Annotated in this window: 8 protein-coding genes; 3 read left to right on the top strand and 5 right to left on the bottom strand. The window is 47.3% G+C overall.

The features are described 5' to 3' along the window. Positions 1–42: 42 nt before the first annotated feature. From ONB37_01740 to ONB37_01730, 3 genes are all read left to right on the top strand, one after another. The gene (locus tag ONB37_01740) at positions 43–2,598 is read left to right on the top strand and encodes an ABC transporter permease (protein ID MDZ7398863.1); all 2,556 of its coding nucleotides are present in this window, start codon (positions 43–45) and stop codon (positions 2,596–2,598) included. Between the two features lie 954 nt (positions 2,599–3,552). Continuing rightward, positions 3,553–4,746, top strand: coding sequence for a carotenoid 1,2-hydratase (locus tag ONB37_01735; GenBank protein ID MDZ7398862.1), 1,194 nt, complete (start codon positions 3,553–3,555; stop codon positions 4,744–4,746). A 66-nt stretch (positions 4,747–4,812) separates the two neighbouring features. After that, complete coding sequence (locus tag ONB37_01730) at positions 4,813–5,283, top strand: hypothetical protein (protein ID MDZ7398861.1); 471 nt, start codon at positions 4,813–4,815, stop codon at positions 5,281–5,283. 356 nt (positions 5,284–5,639) lie between these two features. Here the strand turns inward: ONB37_01730 and ONB37_01725 are convergent, their stop codons facing one another. From ONB37_01725 to ONB37_01705, 5 genes are all read right to left on the bottom strand, one after another. Continuing rightward, a complete protein-coding gene (locus ONB37_01725; GenBank protein ID MDZ7398860.1) occupies positions 5,640–8,192 on the bottom strand; it encodes a T9SS type A sorting domain-containing protein in 2,553 nt (850 codons plus the stop codon). A 426-nt stretch (positions 8,193–8,618) separates the two neighbouring features. Further along, positions 8,619–11,351, bottom strand: coding sequence for a cohesin domain-containing protein (locus ONB37_01720; GenBank protein ID MDZ7398859.1), 2,733 nt, complete (start codon positions 11,349–11,351; stop codon positions 8,619–8,621). Positions 11,352–11,481: 130 nt separating this feature from the next. Next, on the bottom strand, positions 11,482–14,052 hold the full coding sequence (locus ONB37_01715; GenBank protein ID MDZ7398858.1) for an FG-GAP-like repeat-containing protein: 2,571 nt from the start codon (positions 14,050–14,052) through the stop codon (positions 11,482–11,484). A gap of 446 nt (positions 14,053–14,498) precedes the next feature. Continuing rightward, positions 14,499–16,934: a cohesin domain-containing protein gene (locus tag ONB37_01710; GenBank protein ID MDZ7398857.1), complete on the bottom strand. Its 2,436-nt coding sequence runs from the start codon at positions 16,932–16,934 to the stop codon at positions 14,499–14,501. A gap of 11 nt (positions 16,935–16,945) precedes the next feature. Next, the gene (locus tag ONB37_01705) at positions 16,946–17,734 is read right to left on the bottom strand and encodes a T9SS type A sorting domain-containing protein (GenBank protein MDZ7398856.1); all 789 of its coding nucleotides are present in this window, start codon (positions 17,732–17,734) and stop codon (positions 16,946–16,948) included. Positions 17,735–17,746: the final 12 nt, after the last annotated feature.

Genomic DNA, 17,746 nt, shown 5'->3' with positions numbered 1-17,746 from the left:
AATGTTTTTTCTTTAAAATCATCTTGGTTCATTTTAATAGTTATGCATCCGCTTAATAACAACATTTTATTGCGCTCCAGCCTGCGATATTATGTTCGTCATCCCTGGCAGGTAGCTTTATCGGTGGTGGGTATTATCCTCGGTGTTGCCGTGGTGGTTTCGGTCGATGTGGCGAACCGCAGCGCCAAACGTGCCTTCGAAATCTCGATGCAAACAATTACCGGCAACGCAACCCATCAAATCGTCGCCGCCGGCATAGGACTGCCTGATACACTTTACACTCGGCTGAGAATCGATCTGAGAATTCGACCAATTGCTCCCATTATTGAACAATTTGTTGTCATCGGCAATAATCCTCCCCGGCCAATGCGATTCCTTGGCATTGATCCCTTTGCCGAGCCCCCTTTTCGACCCCACTTTATCTTAGGCACCAATCCATTGCAAACCCAATTGATCTCATTGCTAACGACTTCTGGAGCAGTGTTGATTTCCGATCAGTTAGCAAAGGAATTCAAAGTGAAAAGAGGGGATACGCTGCAGATCCGCGTTGGCAGCGCAAAAAAATCGGCTGTGATCTCTGGCGTCGTCACCCCAGCAGATCAACACCAGCAAGAAAGTTGGGAAAACTTAATTTTATCTGATATCGCTACTGCTCAGGAATTATTGGGCATGACTGGAATGCTCAGCCGCATTGAGCTTATTGTTGATCAGGATTCAGTATTGAAAAAGATCAGCAGGGCTCTTCCGCTGGGTGCCCAGATTCTGCCATCAGAAACTCGGACACAAACGGCAACCCAAATGGTCAGCGCCTTCAACCTGAATCTCACCGCGCTAAGTCTGTTAGCCCTCATTGTCGGAACGTTTCTGATCTACAATACCATGACCTTTTCGGTCGTGCAGCGAAGAACCTACCTTGGGTTAATTCGTTCCATCGGCGTCACACGTAAAGAGATCTTCCATCTGATCTTGGCCGAGGCATTTCTGGTTGGAGTGATTGGGACAGTGTTGGGCTTGATCGTTGGAGTCGTGCTGGGCCGCAGCATGGTTCGATTGGTCACCCAGAGCATCAATGACTTGTATTTTGTGCTCTCAGTCACTTCAGTGGATCTGCCGATCTCGAGCCTCATCAAAGGTCTAATCTTAGGGATCATCGCAACGCTTGGTGCAGCGCTTCAGCCCGCCCGCGAGGCAACTTTAGCCCCAGTGAATGTGGTCATGCGCCGGTCGGCTTTAGAATCCCAATTGCAAAAAAAGACCCCGACCCTCACCAGGCTGGCCATCTTATTCATCACCATCGGATCGGCGATCCTATTTATCCCCAGCCGACATGTTTTGCTGAGCTACGCCGGCATAGTCCCTCTGGTGTTAGGGATGGCGTTGCTCACCCCTGCAATTATGATCCTGTTGGTGCGCGGTTTTACGCCAATTTTTGGTAGGCTGCTGGGATTTTTCGGCCGCATATCTCTCAGAGCAATCATTTCCCAGATGAGCCGAACTGCCGTCGCCCTCGCCGCGCTCAGCATCGCAGTCGCCACTACCATCGGGGTAGGAACGATGATCCAGAATTTCAGATCGACTGTGATCAATTGGCTAGAACATATCTTATCAGCAGATATCTATATCGCCGCGCCGCGCCTCATCGCCACCCAGGCATATGGCGATCTTGACCCAATCCTCTGCGACAAGATTGCCCAGTTACCCCAGGTCCAATATGTCAATTATTACCGCGAGAGGCATATTAATACATCACATGGAAATATCGTACTTTTCACCGCTAAAATAGGAGCCCATCGATATCGAAATTTCAGCTTCAAAGCTGGCGATCCAATGCAGGTATGGAATGCTTATCAAAATGAGGAGGCAGCCATTATTTCTGAACCGTTTGCTTACCGACACCATCTTCAAGTGGGTGACTGGTTTGCTTTGCCCACCGATCGGGGCGAACACAAATTTCAGATCGCTGGGATATATTATGATTACGGCACAGATCAGGGGCTCTTTTCAATTGCCCATCACACTTATCGCAAATATTGGGAGGACGACCAGCTGTCTGGGATTCTGGTCTATGCATTTCCTGGCACAGATATCGACCGACTGATCGCTCAGATTCGCTCTTTGCTTCAGCCTGAGGATGAGGTTATCATCCAATCCAATCGTTCGCTCTTGAATATCTCGGTCGAGGTGTTCGATCGGACATTTTTGATCACCAACGTCCTGCAAGGATTAGCGATTATCGTCGCATTCATCGGTGTGCTCAGTGCCCTCATGGCCATTCATTTGGAACGAGCCCGAGAATTCGGTGTATTGCGTGCCATTGGGCTCACCCCCAGACAACTCTGGCTCATGGTGATTTTGCAGACCAGCATGATGGGATTCATGGCCGGTTTCATCGCCATGCCCATTGGAAACATTCTCGCCATGGTGCTCATTAAAGTTGTAAATGAGCGATCTTTTGGTTGGAGCATCCAATTCGAAATTTTGCCGCAACTATTGCTTCAGGCCATGCTTCTGGCCATCTTTGCGGCGTTGCTTGCGGGCATCTACCCCGCTCTCAAAATGGCACGCACCTCGCCAGCACAGGCGCTAAGAGAGGAGTGAGACAATAATCAAAGTACTTCGTGAGAGCGATTGGTTAATGAATTCACATTGATGAAAGCACTTGAATCAGAGAACTCGTTCTTTTTGCAAAATGTCAAAAATAGGAGATCTTTTCGTGCCGTTTGCCAGCTCGCCATAATCGCTATTAAGAGCGCCATGTCATTCTGATCGATCCGCCAACTGGCTATTTGGCATCTGCATAGGATATTTTTTCAAACACTGCTGAAGCGATCAGCAACTATAGTTAATTTGTCATAAACGCCCAAATGATTTCGATCATTAATAACAAACTTGTATCGCTAAATCCGTTTTAACGGTTTTAACATTTTTTGAGCTGAAGTTGATTCTAATGACCAGCGGGCTGATGCTAGCCAGGATAATCTTTCCCGATTCCTTCCCTTCAGTTGACGCGAAAGTCAGGCTGGTGGACAGGAATCTTCGGCTTTATTTGATTTAGGGCTCCTGCATTCGGAAGAATGAGACAATTTGGGTGAATTTCGCATTTTGTAGCATTAGCTAATACTACTCAGTCAGATTAGAAAACGATGTCTCATTTTGAATGGAGCGAAGCGAACTGAGGAATCTCCATGGGTAAATAGATTCGGAATAAACAAATTTCTCGCTCTGCTCGAAATGACACGTAAGGTGAATGAAGATAATTTGACGAAATGGTATAAATTAAAATGCGTTTGAAAAAAATATGCATCTGACAAATTAGGCTTGATCCAAACTGTTTTTGCACTTTGTTAGATTTTTAGATGATTTTCTCTGCTCAAATCGCTTTGGGAATAGCTCAAATAGGACAAAATCGAAGTGATTTTTTTCATCCGAATTTGATATGATGATAAGCTTGAACCTGGAACGGGTGGTAATTCAAGTGGTAAAATAGGCTATCCTCATCTGCAGAAACTGAACGAAGCATATTTTGTTGACAAGCATCTATTGATACGATTTATGATAAGGCTGATCTCGATTTTCGTTGGAACCGTTGCAGTAGCAATCGTTAGTTTCTTAATCTTCCAGAAGCAGGCGAAATTGCAGCACGGCCAATCTGGGCTGTTGGTTACTGATCTCATGTCTCGTCCGAATTCCGATGGCTATGCGCAAGCGTTTGCACCACGGCCGTTCATTTTTCCCCAAGACCATGGACCGCATCCTGAATTTCAAACTGAATGGTGGTACTATACTGGAAATTTGACAGCGATCAATGGTCGACATTTTGGCTTTCAATTCACCATATTCCGTTTCGCTATTGCGCCGAAGTCCCCATCGCGCCCTTCTGCCTGGGCAACCAATCAGATCTACATGGCCCATTTTGCCATTACCGATGTGGCAGAGAAAAAATTCTATGCCTTTGAACGGTTCAGTCGCGGTGCAAATCGCTTGGCCGGTGCTCAGGGAATACCCTTTAAGGTTTGGGTCGAAGATTGGTACGTGAGTGCGATTGAAGTGGATAGCCTGATCGCTTTTCCAACCATGAAGATTCAGGCGGCTGAAGCGGTTGTTGCCCTCGAGTTAGAGCTCAGCATCCTTAAGCCAGTCGCGTTACATGGGGATCGAGGCTTGAGCCCCAAGGGAATTGAACCAGGAAATGCCTCTTACTATTATTCGCTCCCGCGGATGTCGGCCGACGGGCAAATTCGGGTCAAAGGCCAGCTTTTTGAGGTGACGGGCGAGGCATGGCTCGATCGGGAGTGGAGCACTAGCGCCTTGGGGCCAGATCAAGTAGGATGGGATTGGTTCGCCCTCCAATTATCCGACGGACGCGAGGTGATGTATTACCAGATTAGAAATCGAGACGAATCTATTAGACCCTTCAGCCGTGGCAGTTGGATCGATAAAAACGGAATATGTCAAGAGCTAAATCCATCAGATGTCCAATTGAATGTGCTCGAGCATTGGACCAGTCCTCACGGCAGTCGCTATCCATCGCGCTGGCGGCTTCAAATCCCGAAGCATCAATTAGGTCTGGTGATCACGCCTTTTATCGCAGATCAGGAATTGAAACTTTCAATCCGCTATTGGGAGGGTGCAGTGAAAATCGAAGGCTTCGCCTCGGGAGATCAGATCAATGGCCATGGTTATGTGGAATTGACTGGTTACGACTCATCTAGTATTGCCTTGACTGTGAAAAATGCGAATAGATAATAAAACCATTATTCGTTTTTGAAAATGAGTTCGGAATTGGATTGGAATGAATTAGGAGGAGATTCGATGATGAAACGAAGGTTGATTTATTCGTTCTGCTTGATGCTGATTGTGACACTTCTGCCCCTGATCGCAAGGGCAAAGAATCAACGAGTGTTCGGTATTGGTGTCATCTTGGGAGAGCCCACGGGCTTGTCGGCGAAACTTTGGACGGGTCGGACAACAGCGCTGGATGGGGCATTGGCATGGTCATTTGGCCGAGAAGATGCTTTTCACCTCCACGGTGATTTTCTGTTCCATGATTATCATTTGATCAAAGTCAGCGAAGGGAAACTCCCTGTCTATTATGGCATCGGCGGGAGACTTAAATTGGAGCTCGAAAGCCTGCTGGGCGTCCGCTTTCCGTTGGGCTTGAATTACCAGTTCGCCAAGGCCCCGCTCGACCTTTTCATCGAAATTGTCCCGATACTCGAATTGATTCCAGCCACGGATTTCAATATGAATGCGGCCATCGGCATGCGCTTTTACTTTGATTGAAGCGAGGAAAATAGGTTTGGCCCGAGGACCATCATGCGAAAATGTGGAAATGTAGCTCCATCATGATGAATTATAGCCGTTTCAAAACCGAGGTTGCATCTTTTCCGACCAAGCGAATGTTTCAACGCACCACAACCTCAAAATCAATTTTAATTTTTAACGATTAATTTAGACAGAACAAAAGCAGGCACACGCTCAAACTAAATGGATGAGAAATTCAGCCAAGTGTTGGCTGGAAAAAATATCTTCGCACGGCTGGATTGATGTCCAATTTATTTGAAATAGATTTCGAGCCAGCCTTTTCACTGAGAAAAATAAGCCCCATCAGGTCAGGCGATGGGGCTTGAGACCTCTGATCATGGAAGCAAAATCATTCGTCTCGATCGCTGAAAATCTCCAGCACTTAGCAGATAAATGTATGTTCCAGCAGCGGCGCGATGACCATTCTGATTTTGGCCGTCCCAATATGCGCTTTTCGTCCCGGCTTTCTGGTAGCCATCAACCAGGGTTCTCACCTTTTGTCCCAGTACGTTGAATATTTCCAGAGTCGCGCGACAATCTTTTGGCAGATCATATTTGATCATCGTCTGGGCATTAAATGGATTGGGATAATTTTGATACAGAGCGAATTGCTTCGGCACAGATTGTTCGCTGAGCATTTGAATATTCGTCGCTTTGGCCAAATCGCGCCGGGAGCGCGGCATAATTTGATATCCTCCCCAGTAGGGAGATTGCGGATCGTATTGCGTGATCACGCCCACCACACTGAACGAGTCTGCCCGAACCTCAGCCCCAGGAATATCGGTGTCTTTATCGATCCTCATGACAGCGAATCCGGTCCGATCGCTAATGGTGACATTCTGGTTGCTGGGAAAAACCGTCACATTAGTATGGACCTGTTCGATAATGACCAATTGCGATTGAAACCGCTCGCCAACCCGTTCAGCTAAATCGGCGCAAGTGATTTTTCGTGGTACGATGGTATGCCCAGACGATAGGATGCGAAAATCTTTGACAGGATCGATTTCGGTGAGCCCATTGTAGAAACCAACTTTACCTACCACCATGATTTCATCGCCTATTTTCACAGAATCTGGCAGAATTGATCGTGCATCGTAGATAGCGACGCCAGCACTGTCGGCTGCGTCTTGAAGGTACGACGGCCCAGAGGGCCCGAATTCCCCAGCCACGGTCACGATGCCGCGAACCTTGACGTTTTTGTTCGATAAAGATGGAAATCCATTATCATCCACCTCAGCCACTTGTCGAATGGTATGAAATATTGGGGGGAGCTCGGTGCCAGGGATCGCCCAGCGCTGGATGAACGGATTTTTGGCCTCAAAATCCACAATATAGATCAGCGAATCTCCTAAATTATGATCGAATCCCACCCCGCGCGGCCGATCCCAGGGATGATCATCGGAATATGTAAAGCTCTCGCGAAATTTGAGATCTGGGCTGTAAATGTGAATGAAATCGCGCTGAGGGTAGGTTGTATGTTCTTCGGTCACCCAAAGACGACCATGCATATCGAATCCGATATCGCTCGTCACCCCTGGCCCATCGGCAGTTGTAAATGGTCCAGGAAGATCTTCGATGCGGTGATAGCCAGTCGTCGGGCTGCCCTGAAATCGTCTTACGGTGCCATCGAACTGCCCCACATAGATGACGCTCCCATCGGGAGCGACCTCCACCTCCCGGCCGATATATTCCACATAAACCCGATTGATCAAATGAAAATCTTTATCATAAATCCATACGGTATCGCCGACTACGGTCCCTACATAAAGGTAACCGTTATGGTCGACTCCCATTGTGGGACTCCCTTTGGACAATCGAATCCCGCCCAGAGGCGCACCAGTCTGATAGTCGAACTTCAGCACAACATGCTCGGTGGCATTGCTGTAATAGACATTCCCTTCTTTGTCGATGGCTAAACCATAGCAATTACCCATGGTGCTCACCACATCATTCCCGACGCGGCCAGATTTGACTGGCGCCCATTCGGGAACAGTTCCATCTGAATTCCAGACCCGGACATAAGAGCTGGGGCTTGTATAATATGAGCCGGACCATATTTTGCCTTCAGGATCCACAACAACACCCTGCGCCCCCAAGAGCTGCGCGAAGTTATCCACAAATCGATAGCCCAATGGCGCTGGCGCTTCGATCGTTACAGAGACAACGACACTATCTGGCGCGCTCTCCTCACGACCATCACTTACCTTTAAATGAAATTTGTATTCACCGATCTCCAGGGGACGGAAACCAGCGACTGGATTTTCTGGCGAGGTGTCAATAATGACGTCAGGATTGGCGCTGCTCCAATAATAGCGCAGAGAATCGCCATCTGGATCAGATGATTTTGAACCATCCAATTTCACGTAACTGGCAGCCTGAACCCCAAGAATATCAGCCCCGGCATCGGCCTTCGGCGGACGGTTTTTCACGGCTCTCACTTCGAATGAACCGTTGCGAAGTGTTGCCTGAGGAAATCCTTCATTAAACACGAAATCCGTCAGAACCAGATTGGTCCTGCTCCCAGGGGCACCAACAACCTCGAATTGAATATAGGCCAGCACGCCGCTGCCAACCGCTACGTTCGTTCCTGCGGCCGCCAACCGAGCTTTCCCTAAACTATCGGCAAAAAACGCGGCCCAGCCGTCAGAAAGTGTACCAGCAATGATATATCCTCTCGCATCTAATACTCGCTGGTCAAATGTCAGGGCACACATATAAGAAAGCACGCCCAACCCAGTCACATCGTTCACCATAATTGGCACCTTGACCACAGCACCAGCGCTGTCCGACAGGTCGGGGATTGATACCTCTACCGTCTGAGCCATTGCACGAACGCATACAAATATCATTAACCCGAGTCCAATTAGCTTGTGTTTGATAGTTTTCATGGATTGGCCCTCCCAGTTAAAATTGAATGGCAGCGTTGGGGTGATTAATAAAGCTGCCATATTTCGTTTTGGGATTCATGGGATTATTTTTATCCCCAGTTACTGGATGATACAGCAGTTGGTCCAAACAATTTCAAGAAGGATACAATTTCTCGGAGCAGTAACATCGATAGTGATTTCATTTAGAAAATAGCATTTTTTCATTAAAAGGCAAGCAGAAAATTGCCATATTTGATATTTTTATGAGGTACAGCAGCCACTAATGAATCGGCGGTTCAATCCCTTTTATATTTGGTGAATAGAAACAAAGAAGCCGCTCATATCTTACATAGAGCGGCTCTTTGCCGATTCACTCGAATCGATGCAGTTGCGCTATAGGAATCAAAAGTTGCAATTCAATTGCTCAGCAAAAATTAAGGGCATCTCTCAGCGTAATAATACCATTCTGCGCATCACAACCTGTTCCCCAGCTTGGATCTGATAGAAATAAATACCCGATGACAGCTCATGACCAAATTGATCTCTCCCATTCCAATCAATTTGATGATACCCAGCATCAAAATTTCGATCGACTATGGTAGCAACCATTTGACCCTTCGTGTTAAAAATTTTGATCTGAACCTGAGCTGCAACAGGCAGTTGGAAGCGAATTTGAGTTGCATTGTTGAATGGATTGGGATAATTTTGGTGTACCGCAAAGGTTGTGGGTATCACAAGGCTCCCGTCATCATTCACTGCCGATTTAGGCGTGATGGTAAACATCCCATCGCTGAGGTCTTCTGCCTCATTCGTGTCAAAATCTTTTACCGTGATGCGAAGGAGACAACGATCGCTGGAAAGATTCGGAATGGTCCAGGCATAGCTTGAAAATTTTGAGCTATCGAATTTGATGATATTCAACCAGGATTGCCCATGATCGCTGCTTAAATCTATGCGGATCGAATCGATCCCAAAATTGTCGGCTGCCAGCCATTTGATGGTATCAGTCGAGGCTGCCACCAGCCGTTCCCCTCCATTGGGATAAATGAGCTGGACCTGGGGTTTTAAGGTATCGATAGCAATAAAATTTTGTTCGAAGAGGCTTTCGGATAAAGGCAGATAGGATCGCGCAGGTGGTTCGAAACAAAAACCAGCAGATTGCGGCGCAATCTGATAAACTCCCACAGAAAGCATTTCGAACGCATATTCACCATCTGCAACGATCACCGTATCGTCTGCAGCCCCAGAAAGTATTACTTTGATGTTTGGCACTATTTGACCGCGGCGATTCAAAATTTTTCCTTTAACTGATAGGAGCTCTTTGTAAGCTGCAATGGCTGAATGGGGTCGATCCATTAAAATTTGACGGAGCTCCCCGCCGATCCAATGTCGATCCAGGTACCATCCTTTAAAATTCAACTTCTCCTGACCGATATCGAACTGCAAAGGAACCGCCGGGATGTTGACCGAACTCCCCTGATCATACCAGCCATTTTCGGCAAATTGAATGAGCCCTGGAGGATGAGTATCAATCCGGAGCAAGTGCTGACTAGCCAGAGCAGCAATTAATTGAAACCCCGTATCTGCGACTACAGTATGATTTCGCGCCCCTCGATCACTCCATGATTTGAATACGTATCGCGTTTTCTGATTCGCTGCCAGTTGAATGGAATCGATGTCGATATGATGCCTCGACTGAAATTGCCACCAATCCCAATATGGCACTGGATGTCGATTGCCATCCACGGTAATGAAACTGCCCGTGCCAATGGAGGTGGTGATATTCACCAAAACGCTATCAATTTGGTAGACTGCTTCCGCTATGTGCGACGTATCCATGGTGACTTGAATTGGATTCCCAGGTAGCTCTTTCTGATCCAGTTTCCATTGCTTGAAACGATAAATTATTCCTGGAGAACTTACACTTTCTAACGCTTTATCGGTCGATACCAGACTGTTCTTCGCATACCAGCCAGATTGTTTGAACTGAACGATCTGTTCTGGTGAGGATTTGATTTTCAAGTAATGCTCGGTTTGCCAATTGGCTTTTTGAACGATTGGTGCGAGCATGGTCACCGATACTTTCCGCTGAGCACCGGTGTAACTGCCAGATCCGATTCCTGTCCAGGAACTGAAAATATAGCGGGTGCCAGCAATGGGCGTAACCAAAGAATCGATGGATATCGTAACCGCGTCGCCCTGGTTATGCCATCCTTGGCCAATCGGAGTTCCAATATTCGATCGAATGGCTAAATAATACTGTTGAGTCCATTGGGCGCTCTCTATTACCGGGCTGTTCATGATAATCGTGACTGTGCGTTGCGTTCCGCTATAGCTGCTCGCTCCGACCCCTGACCATTGAGCAAAGACGTAGCGGGTGCTATCGGTTTGTTGCGCCACCGAATCGACAGAAAAGGTCGCGTTTTTGCCGCGGAGGTACCAGCCTCCCCCGGTCGGAGTCCCATATCTCGATTGGAGCGTTAGCAAGAATTCCTCATCCATGAACAGCGTAAAAGTGGTGTCCGAAATTGGGCTAACGGTATGAGACATTGTTTTTCCATCGCTCCAGCTTTGAAAGCTATAACGCGTATCAGAAGAGAAGTACTGCGGAGAAATTGTCCCGATCGTATGACTTGAGCCATATGCCCAGCTCGTATCGAAGGGCAGCTTCTTTTCATGGCTGTCGAGCAGAATTTTGATGGTCACTGCCACATTGGACCGAAATCGAACGCTGATAGGAGGATGCAGGATTTTCACCGACCCATTTTTGAGTTCGACTGTTGGTTGACCCGCATTAAAGGTAAAATCCTGGGCGACAAATTGGCTCGAATCATCAATTTTGCCCAACATCTTAAAACCAAGATAAATCAGCACTCCAGCATTTTGGAGGGGCGTCACGTTGTAATTTCCCACCCTGATTTCCCCGACCGATTCGGTATTGAGCCAGGTTTTGCCCCACGTCTCAGTCAGGGTTTTGGTCGAGTCTACGCGGATGAATTGAACAACTTTGGGATCAAATTTCATCCGAAACTCATAGGAATAGACTTCCAGACCAGTCACGTCGGATAATTTGATTGGAACAAATAAAGTATCTTCTGGATACGCCGTTGTGTCAGGAATAGTCACTGTTACTTCAGCCAATAGCGGCGCTGCTATGGTAGCCCAAAATAACAGTATCATAAGAATTCTGCTGCCATACATGATGCGATCCTCAAGTTAAGTTACGAACCAAAATTTTTCCAGATATCATACTTTTAAGTGTTTTCCCATAGAATTCAGGAAATATCTTCTTTTGCCCGGCGACATCTGGCTATTTAATCATTATGAGTTTCACCGTCTGTAGTTCTTGTCCTGCAATTGCCCGGCATAGATAGACTCCAGAAGCAAGTGGAATCTGATTTTGATCCCTTCCATTCCAGACAAACTGGTAATTGCCTGGCGCTAGGGACTTATCTTCCAGTAGCCGCACCAAATCGCCCCGCAAATTATAGATGGCCAAATGAATCTTACAATTCCGAGAGACAGATAGTCGAATCGCTGTTTCAGAATTGAATGGATTAGGGTAGTTCTGGTGCAGAGCGAAATTTTTTGGTGACATGGGCTCAATCGGGGATCTAAGCTCAATCATGCCTCGAACCGAAGGGAAGTCATTGATTTGATACTTTATCAATTCAACATGATCGAAATCAGGGCTATCGTTGTCCGGTTCAAGTACCAAACTGACCAGCTCACCGATTGCTGTGGTTTGATGAGCAGAATATAGCACTAATTTGATTTGGCTTTTTTGTTGATTGCAAATCCATTGAAAACGACTTAACATAGAACCAAGCTGAACATCTACTACGGAAAACCGATCGGATGGCAAGGCTAATTGAATTTCTAGCGAAGACAACTCCATCGGCTGTTCAATCTCGAACGGGATGATTACCCGTTTGCCCTGGCGCTGTGCTTGGGGCAATGGGAGGCTCGCCAAAGTTCGCGGCAGGGAGTCCCCCATGAATGGCTGCCAACCGCCATGCACATTGCCAACCACAATGGCGGAAAAATCTAATCGATGGTGTTCCTGGGCAAGATCGTGAATGGTGCGTTGTGTCGGGGAAAAGACCCATTTTCCAACCGCCGAGTTCGAATCTCGATAGCCAACGACGTATCGCGCGATCAATGCTGCATCATACGCGGTGATGAAGCTGTCTTGATCGGCATTGGCAGCCAGCCATTGCAAACTATCCAAAGGCAATTTTTCGACAGCAACTTGCAGCGTCAATGCAGCATCATAGGCGATAATGGTCTCACTATTCAAATCGCTGTAAGATGCTTTGCATGGGACGAAATAATAATCTATGTGGTGGGGCAATATCTGGCTAAACAGTCCATTGGTATCACTTACGAGCCAGCTTCGGGTGCCTCCCAAAATATTGATTTGTACCCCTGGTACTGGTTCACCGTTGCTATAATAACGGATTTGCCCACTGATGTCGTAACGATCGCGTTCGCTTAAAAACAAATACACCTTTCCCGCATGCTCCTGGCTATCGCTATTATAGGCTGCAGAAATCCAGATGTCTCCCAGCCCATCGCCATTGGCATCGTTGCCAGTCACACAATAGCCAGCGTAATCGCCATCATATTCACCAACAAAATAATCTGTCACTCCAGCCAAACTTTGATCCGTTTGCCAACCGCTCGGCTTACCATAGATCAAATAAGCTTTGCCGCAGTTGTCTCCGATTTGATCATTATGCCACGCGCCGATCAATATTTCATCGCATCCATCATAATTTAGATCTGGGACGCTTGCCGCACTCCAGCCAGCTTGATCATCTATTCTTTCCCCATACCAGGAGGCCTCTGCCTCGTTCAGTTGAACGATCCGCTGCCAATTCGATTTTCGGCCCAGAATCAAATAAACCTTTCCGGCTTGGGCTGCTTGGTGATCATTTCCGTAGGCTCCAATCAGGATATCGCTCAGGCCATCCCCATTGACGTCCCCAGCGGAAGCCAAGCTCCAGCCAGCTTTATCGCCGTAGTTTTCACCTTGGAAAATTACATCCGCTTGGTCAAGATCGAAATTGGCACCCCAATCGGCCTTTTTTCGGCCAAAAAACAGGTAAACTCGGCCTCCCCATCGATCGAGAAACGGCGCACCAATTAAAAAATCAGCCATTCCATCCCCATTCATGTCCCCAGCGGAAGAAACTGTATAGCCAGCCCACGCTTTATAATATTGACAGATGAAACTGGCATTTGCAGCAGCTTCAATATCAGCGCCGCGTCGCCAACCAGAGGCCTTGCCTAAAAATAAATAGGCCTTCCCGCTCTCTTCCGAACCGTCATCGTTCAATGGCGCGCCGATGAGAAAATCATCAAAACCATCACCATTGATGTCACCGAGCATGGCAACAGCCTGGCCCACATGATCGTAAGCATGGCTTCCCATCCAGTAGGCATCAGCGGCATCCCGCGCCACGCAATCGAAACCCCAATCCGCTGTCGCTTTTCCCAAAAACAGAAACGCATACCCGGGGTTGGGCCCTCCCAATTCATTACCAGCCGGCGCGCCAATCAAAAAATCATCATAGCCATCGCCATTCGCATCGCCATTGCCTGAAACATAATATCCGAACGCATCATACTCATGTTTCCCCAAAAAACGAGCGTCTGCGGTCCTCAATCGCTGCTTCATCCCCCAGATATTATTTCTATTACCCAGGATCAGGTAAGCCGCTCCTGCATCATATCCATTTTCCCGATTATGAAACGTACCGATCAGGAAGTCCTCGCACCCATCTCCGTTGACATCCCCGGCATTTTCCATGTAATATCCCACCCGTTCATAATAAAATTCACCCAAAAATGCCGCAGAAGGCGTCAACTTGGTCATTGGACTTGCAATTTCAGTTTGGCCATATCCATTTGTGATTCCTAATACCAACTGCATCCCGAAAATGGTGATTGCAAATCTTCTGCTAACATCGCAGTGCCACATGGATGAGCTCCCCCATCTCACACCGATTTATTTATTCTCCCTGGTGAAACCAAAGAGAATTTGAACAGCTTTTTTTAACTCAATTTCATCATAGTAGAATAATAGAAGGCAGCAACAATGAACGCTACAATTTTAATACAAATCAAAATCCCCTAAATCTCAGCCGCTGCTCCCGTAGATCATGTTCAAAACTTGCGGAAGGAAAATTGAGCATCCCCTCATTTAAAAATTCTTGCCTCATCATGATCTATAACATGGAGCAATCCAAATATCATTCACGAGCGCTTCCACGGAATGAAGATCAGGCCCAATATCAACCGCCTGTGGTTTCGAGCTTTCAGCTAAAGCACGATCATTTTTCGAATCTGGACAAAATTGGGGGCTTCGATGCGATAGAAATACATGCCCGGCGGCACGCGTGCCCCATGATTGTCGGTTCGATTCCACTGCACCCGATAGCGCCCAGCAGGCTGACGATTTGCCACAAGTTGGGCGATCTCCTGACCCAGGATGTTATAAACTGCGACTCGAATCGGAACATATCCTTTTACAGCATATTCGATCACGGTTTCATCTGCCACTGGATTAGGATAATTTTGATACAATTCAAAGCGATCTGGAGACTGAGTTGGCCCTTCTGGCGATGAAATCGCAGTTATATAAAAGGCAAAATAGTATTCATTTTCAAAATTGCGATTGACTTTATAAGACCGCTGGCTCGGTTCAATGTTGAAGGCAGGGTGACGAGGGCGAATTGTATAATCCCCATTGACCAGTCCAGCGATCACATAATACCCATTGCTATCCGATCGCACTGAGAAGTTTTCTGCGCCAATAACCTCCAAGGTCAATGGCTTGGGATTGCTGCCCACAAAAGTGATATTACCTGAGATAAAAAAGCCTTTCTGATAAACTGCCACCGCCTGACGCGGCTGACTCATCATTAGCCGCACAGATTTTTTTAGGCTATCAGCTCCATCAATTTGCCATTTAATAAAACGATAACTGGTTTGGCCCGCAATTTTATTTTGAATCAAACTGTCCAAGATGACCAACTGCCCAGCCAAGTACCAACCAGTGCCTTTTGGATTCGCGATCCCAGATGGTTCATCTGTCACTTCAAGATAATATTGGGTCGCCAATTCAGCTATATAAGTGGTGTTCATCGTTGGGACAACTTCCTGGGTCTGATTTCCGCCATGACTCCAGCGGACGTAACTATATCGGACTCCTGGCGCACCATTTTGAACGTTGACGACACCAATGCCATGTCGCGTCCCTGCGATCCATTGGGCTGTATATGGAGCATTTTTTTCTTCGCCATCAACAATCACCTTTGTGCCTGATCCGACATTGGTGGTTACCACCACGGTAATATCGTTGCTGTAATCAGCGATGACTGTTTTGGGTCCGTCCATCACCACCGTCACTGGATTGCCTGGGACGATCGCCCCATTGACTTTCCATCCCTTGAATCGATAACTGACCTGATTCACAATCAATGGATCTGGGGCTTTAATAGTCGTAAAAGATTGTCCTTTCGCGTACCAGCCAGCGCCAGGCACTTGAAGCACCCCCTCTGGAAGCGAACCAGTGACCAATAAAAATTCGCTATCCCAAATTGCTTGTTCGACTACTGGGCCAGCCACAGTGATTGTGGCGCTAAGGTTCGTCCCGGAGTAGCTATTGGGCCCAGTTCCAGACCAGGATTGGAATCGATAATGAGCATCCGATCGAATAATGGTTGAGGAATCGAGGCCAAATGCCACTAGCGCTCCTGGAGAATACCATCCGCTTCCATAAGATTTGCCAACATCAGTGCGAATATCCACGTAATATTGAGTTGACCAATTCGCTGTTTGGACAATTGGGTTATTCATGACCACGGATGCCTTGCGCAACGGCCCAATATAACAACCTGAGCCACTGCCAGTCCAAGAAACAAACAAATATTTTGTATCCCCATTTTCAATAAGAGATGAATCGATGGAAAAACTGGCCACAGCACCTGCATTATACCAACCGCTCCCCTGCGGCGTGCCGTGGGCTGTCTGGATCGTCAGCAGATACTGGGTGCTATAATTTGCGGTAAATGTAGTTGGTTGGGTTACTGAGACGGTATGAGTTTGCGCCCCCTGATCACTCCATGACTGATAATTATATCGCCTATCTCCAATGGTCTGCAGATCCGGCGCAGAGATCTGATGGCTGCTGCCTTTCTCCCAATAGGTATTATAGGGCGCAGCATGCGAGCTCCCGTCCACCACGACCTCGGTGCCAGATAGTACGTTGGTTGTTATCGTTACCGGTACTAAATTGGTGATGACTTTCACCCGACCATTGGACAATGTTGGCGTTGGCCTACCATCATTGAAGGCAAAATAGCTAAATGTCAAATCACTCACCTGATCGGGTTGACCGATCACCTGAAATGTCATATTGACCAATCGGCCATTACCCACTAACTTATTCGCTCCATAGCCACCAATAACCAAAACACCTTTGGTTGAATCATTCACCTCTGGTTTTTGCCAATTCGAAGCAAGCGTATTATTATGATCGACCGCCGTAGGCTTTAAGACAAGAGCATTATAATTTAAAATGAACTCATATGAATAAATGCCATAAGCAGTGACATCGCTAACGCGGATGGAGATGGTCACCGAGCTATTCCAATTTGCCGTGGTGTCTGGCAAGGTGACTTGCACCTGAGCCTGCGTCATCGCTGCCATCATGGACAAAATAAAACCAAATATCAGAAATCGTAATTGCACCATAATCTCCTCAATCACTTGATGAATATCATCCGATCAACCGCCAGAATCCGATTGAATTGTCTCACCATACAGAAATAGATGCCAGCCGGCACTGGTCCACCTTGCTGGTCGGTCGCGTCCCAGTCGATCTCCAACAAGGATCGATTTGAATCAAAGTTTCCTAATCGTTTGATCCGCTGTCCAAGTACATTGTAGATCTCAATATCGATTGCTCCTGGAGAAGGCTGAATCATTTGAATCGTGGTGCGGTCGCAAAATGGCTCTGGCGAGTTAGAGAGATAGATTGCTTTTCGCGGTACGATCGGCGAAGGCTGGGCCACACCGCTGGGCGATAGAACTTTTAGTCGCCCGTTTTTCGATAGGGCCATGGGATTGCCATTGTTGAACTGAAAATCCTTTAGGATGATCGTACTCGTATCGCCCGGTAATCCGACGACCGCAAAGATGAGTTTAAGCAGTGTATCGCCTGGCGAAAGCGGCCGCGTCCCGAAATTGCCAACGAGCATTCTGCCAGCGCTATCCAGATTGACCGCGGGGCTGCCCCATGGCGCGGTTATCGTGCCTTCAACTGCCACCCCTTTCGCCCGAGCAACCAGCGAATCATACAAAATTTCAAATTGATAGGAAATGATCTCATAATTAGATAAATCGCTCACCAACATTGCCACGCTGGCCGTGCTTTTAGGCGTCGCTGCAACATCGGCGATTGTAACTTTGACTTGCGCGAATCCATCATTGATCCCCCATGCAATGATGATGGCGCTGAGCACGAAAATACGCCCAAGCTTCCACCTTTGCATGATTGCTCCTCG

It is taken from the genome of candidate division KSB1 bacterium (genome assembly GCA_034506395.1).
Lineage (GTDB): Bacteria > Zhuqueibacterota > Zhuqueibacteria > Thermofontimicrobiales > Thermofontimicrobiaceae > Thermofontimicrobium.
This window is presented reverse-complemented; position numbering and strand designations above follow the sequence as displayed.

What these genes read in the sequence shown, in the direction of transcription:
- ONB37_01740 (MDZ7398863.1), top strand. Translation starts at nt 43, where the DNA reads ATGCATCCGCTTAATAACAACATTTTATTGCGCTCCAGCCTGCGATAT.
- ONB37_01735 (MDZ7398862.1), top strand. Translation starts at nt 3,553, where the DNA reads ATGATAAGGCTGATCTCGATTTTCGTTGGAACCGTTGCAGTAGCAATC.
- ONB37_01730 (MDZ7398861.1), top strand. Translation starts at nt 4,813, where the DNA reads ATGATGAAACGAAGGTTGATTTATTCGTTCTGCTTGATGCTGATTGTG.
- ONB37_01725 (MDZ7398860.1), bottom strand. Translation starts at nt 8,192, where the DNA reads ATGAAAACTATCAAACACAAGCTAATTGGACTCGGGTTAATGATATTT.
- ONB37_01720 (MDZ7398859.1), bottom strand. Translation starts at nt 11,351, where the DNA reads ATGATACTGTTATTTTGGGCTACCATAGCAGCGCCGCTATTGGCTGAA.
- ONB37_01715 (MDZ7398858.1), bottom strand. Translation starts at nt 14,052, where the DNA reads ATGACCAAGTTGACGCCTTCTGCGGCATTTTTGGGTGAATTTTATTAT.
- ONB37_01710 (MDZ7398857.1), bottom strand. Translation starts at nt 16,934, where the DNA reads ATGGTGCAATTACGATTTCTGATATTTGGTTTTATTTTGTCCATGATG.
- ONB37_01705 (MDZ7398856.1), bottom strand. Translation starts at nt 17,734, where the DNA reads ATGCAAAGGTGGAAGCTTGGGCGTATTTTCGTGCTCAGCGCCATCATC.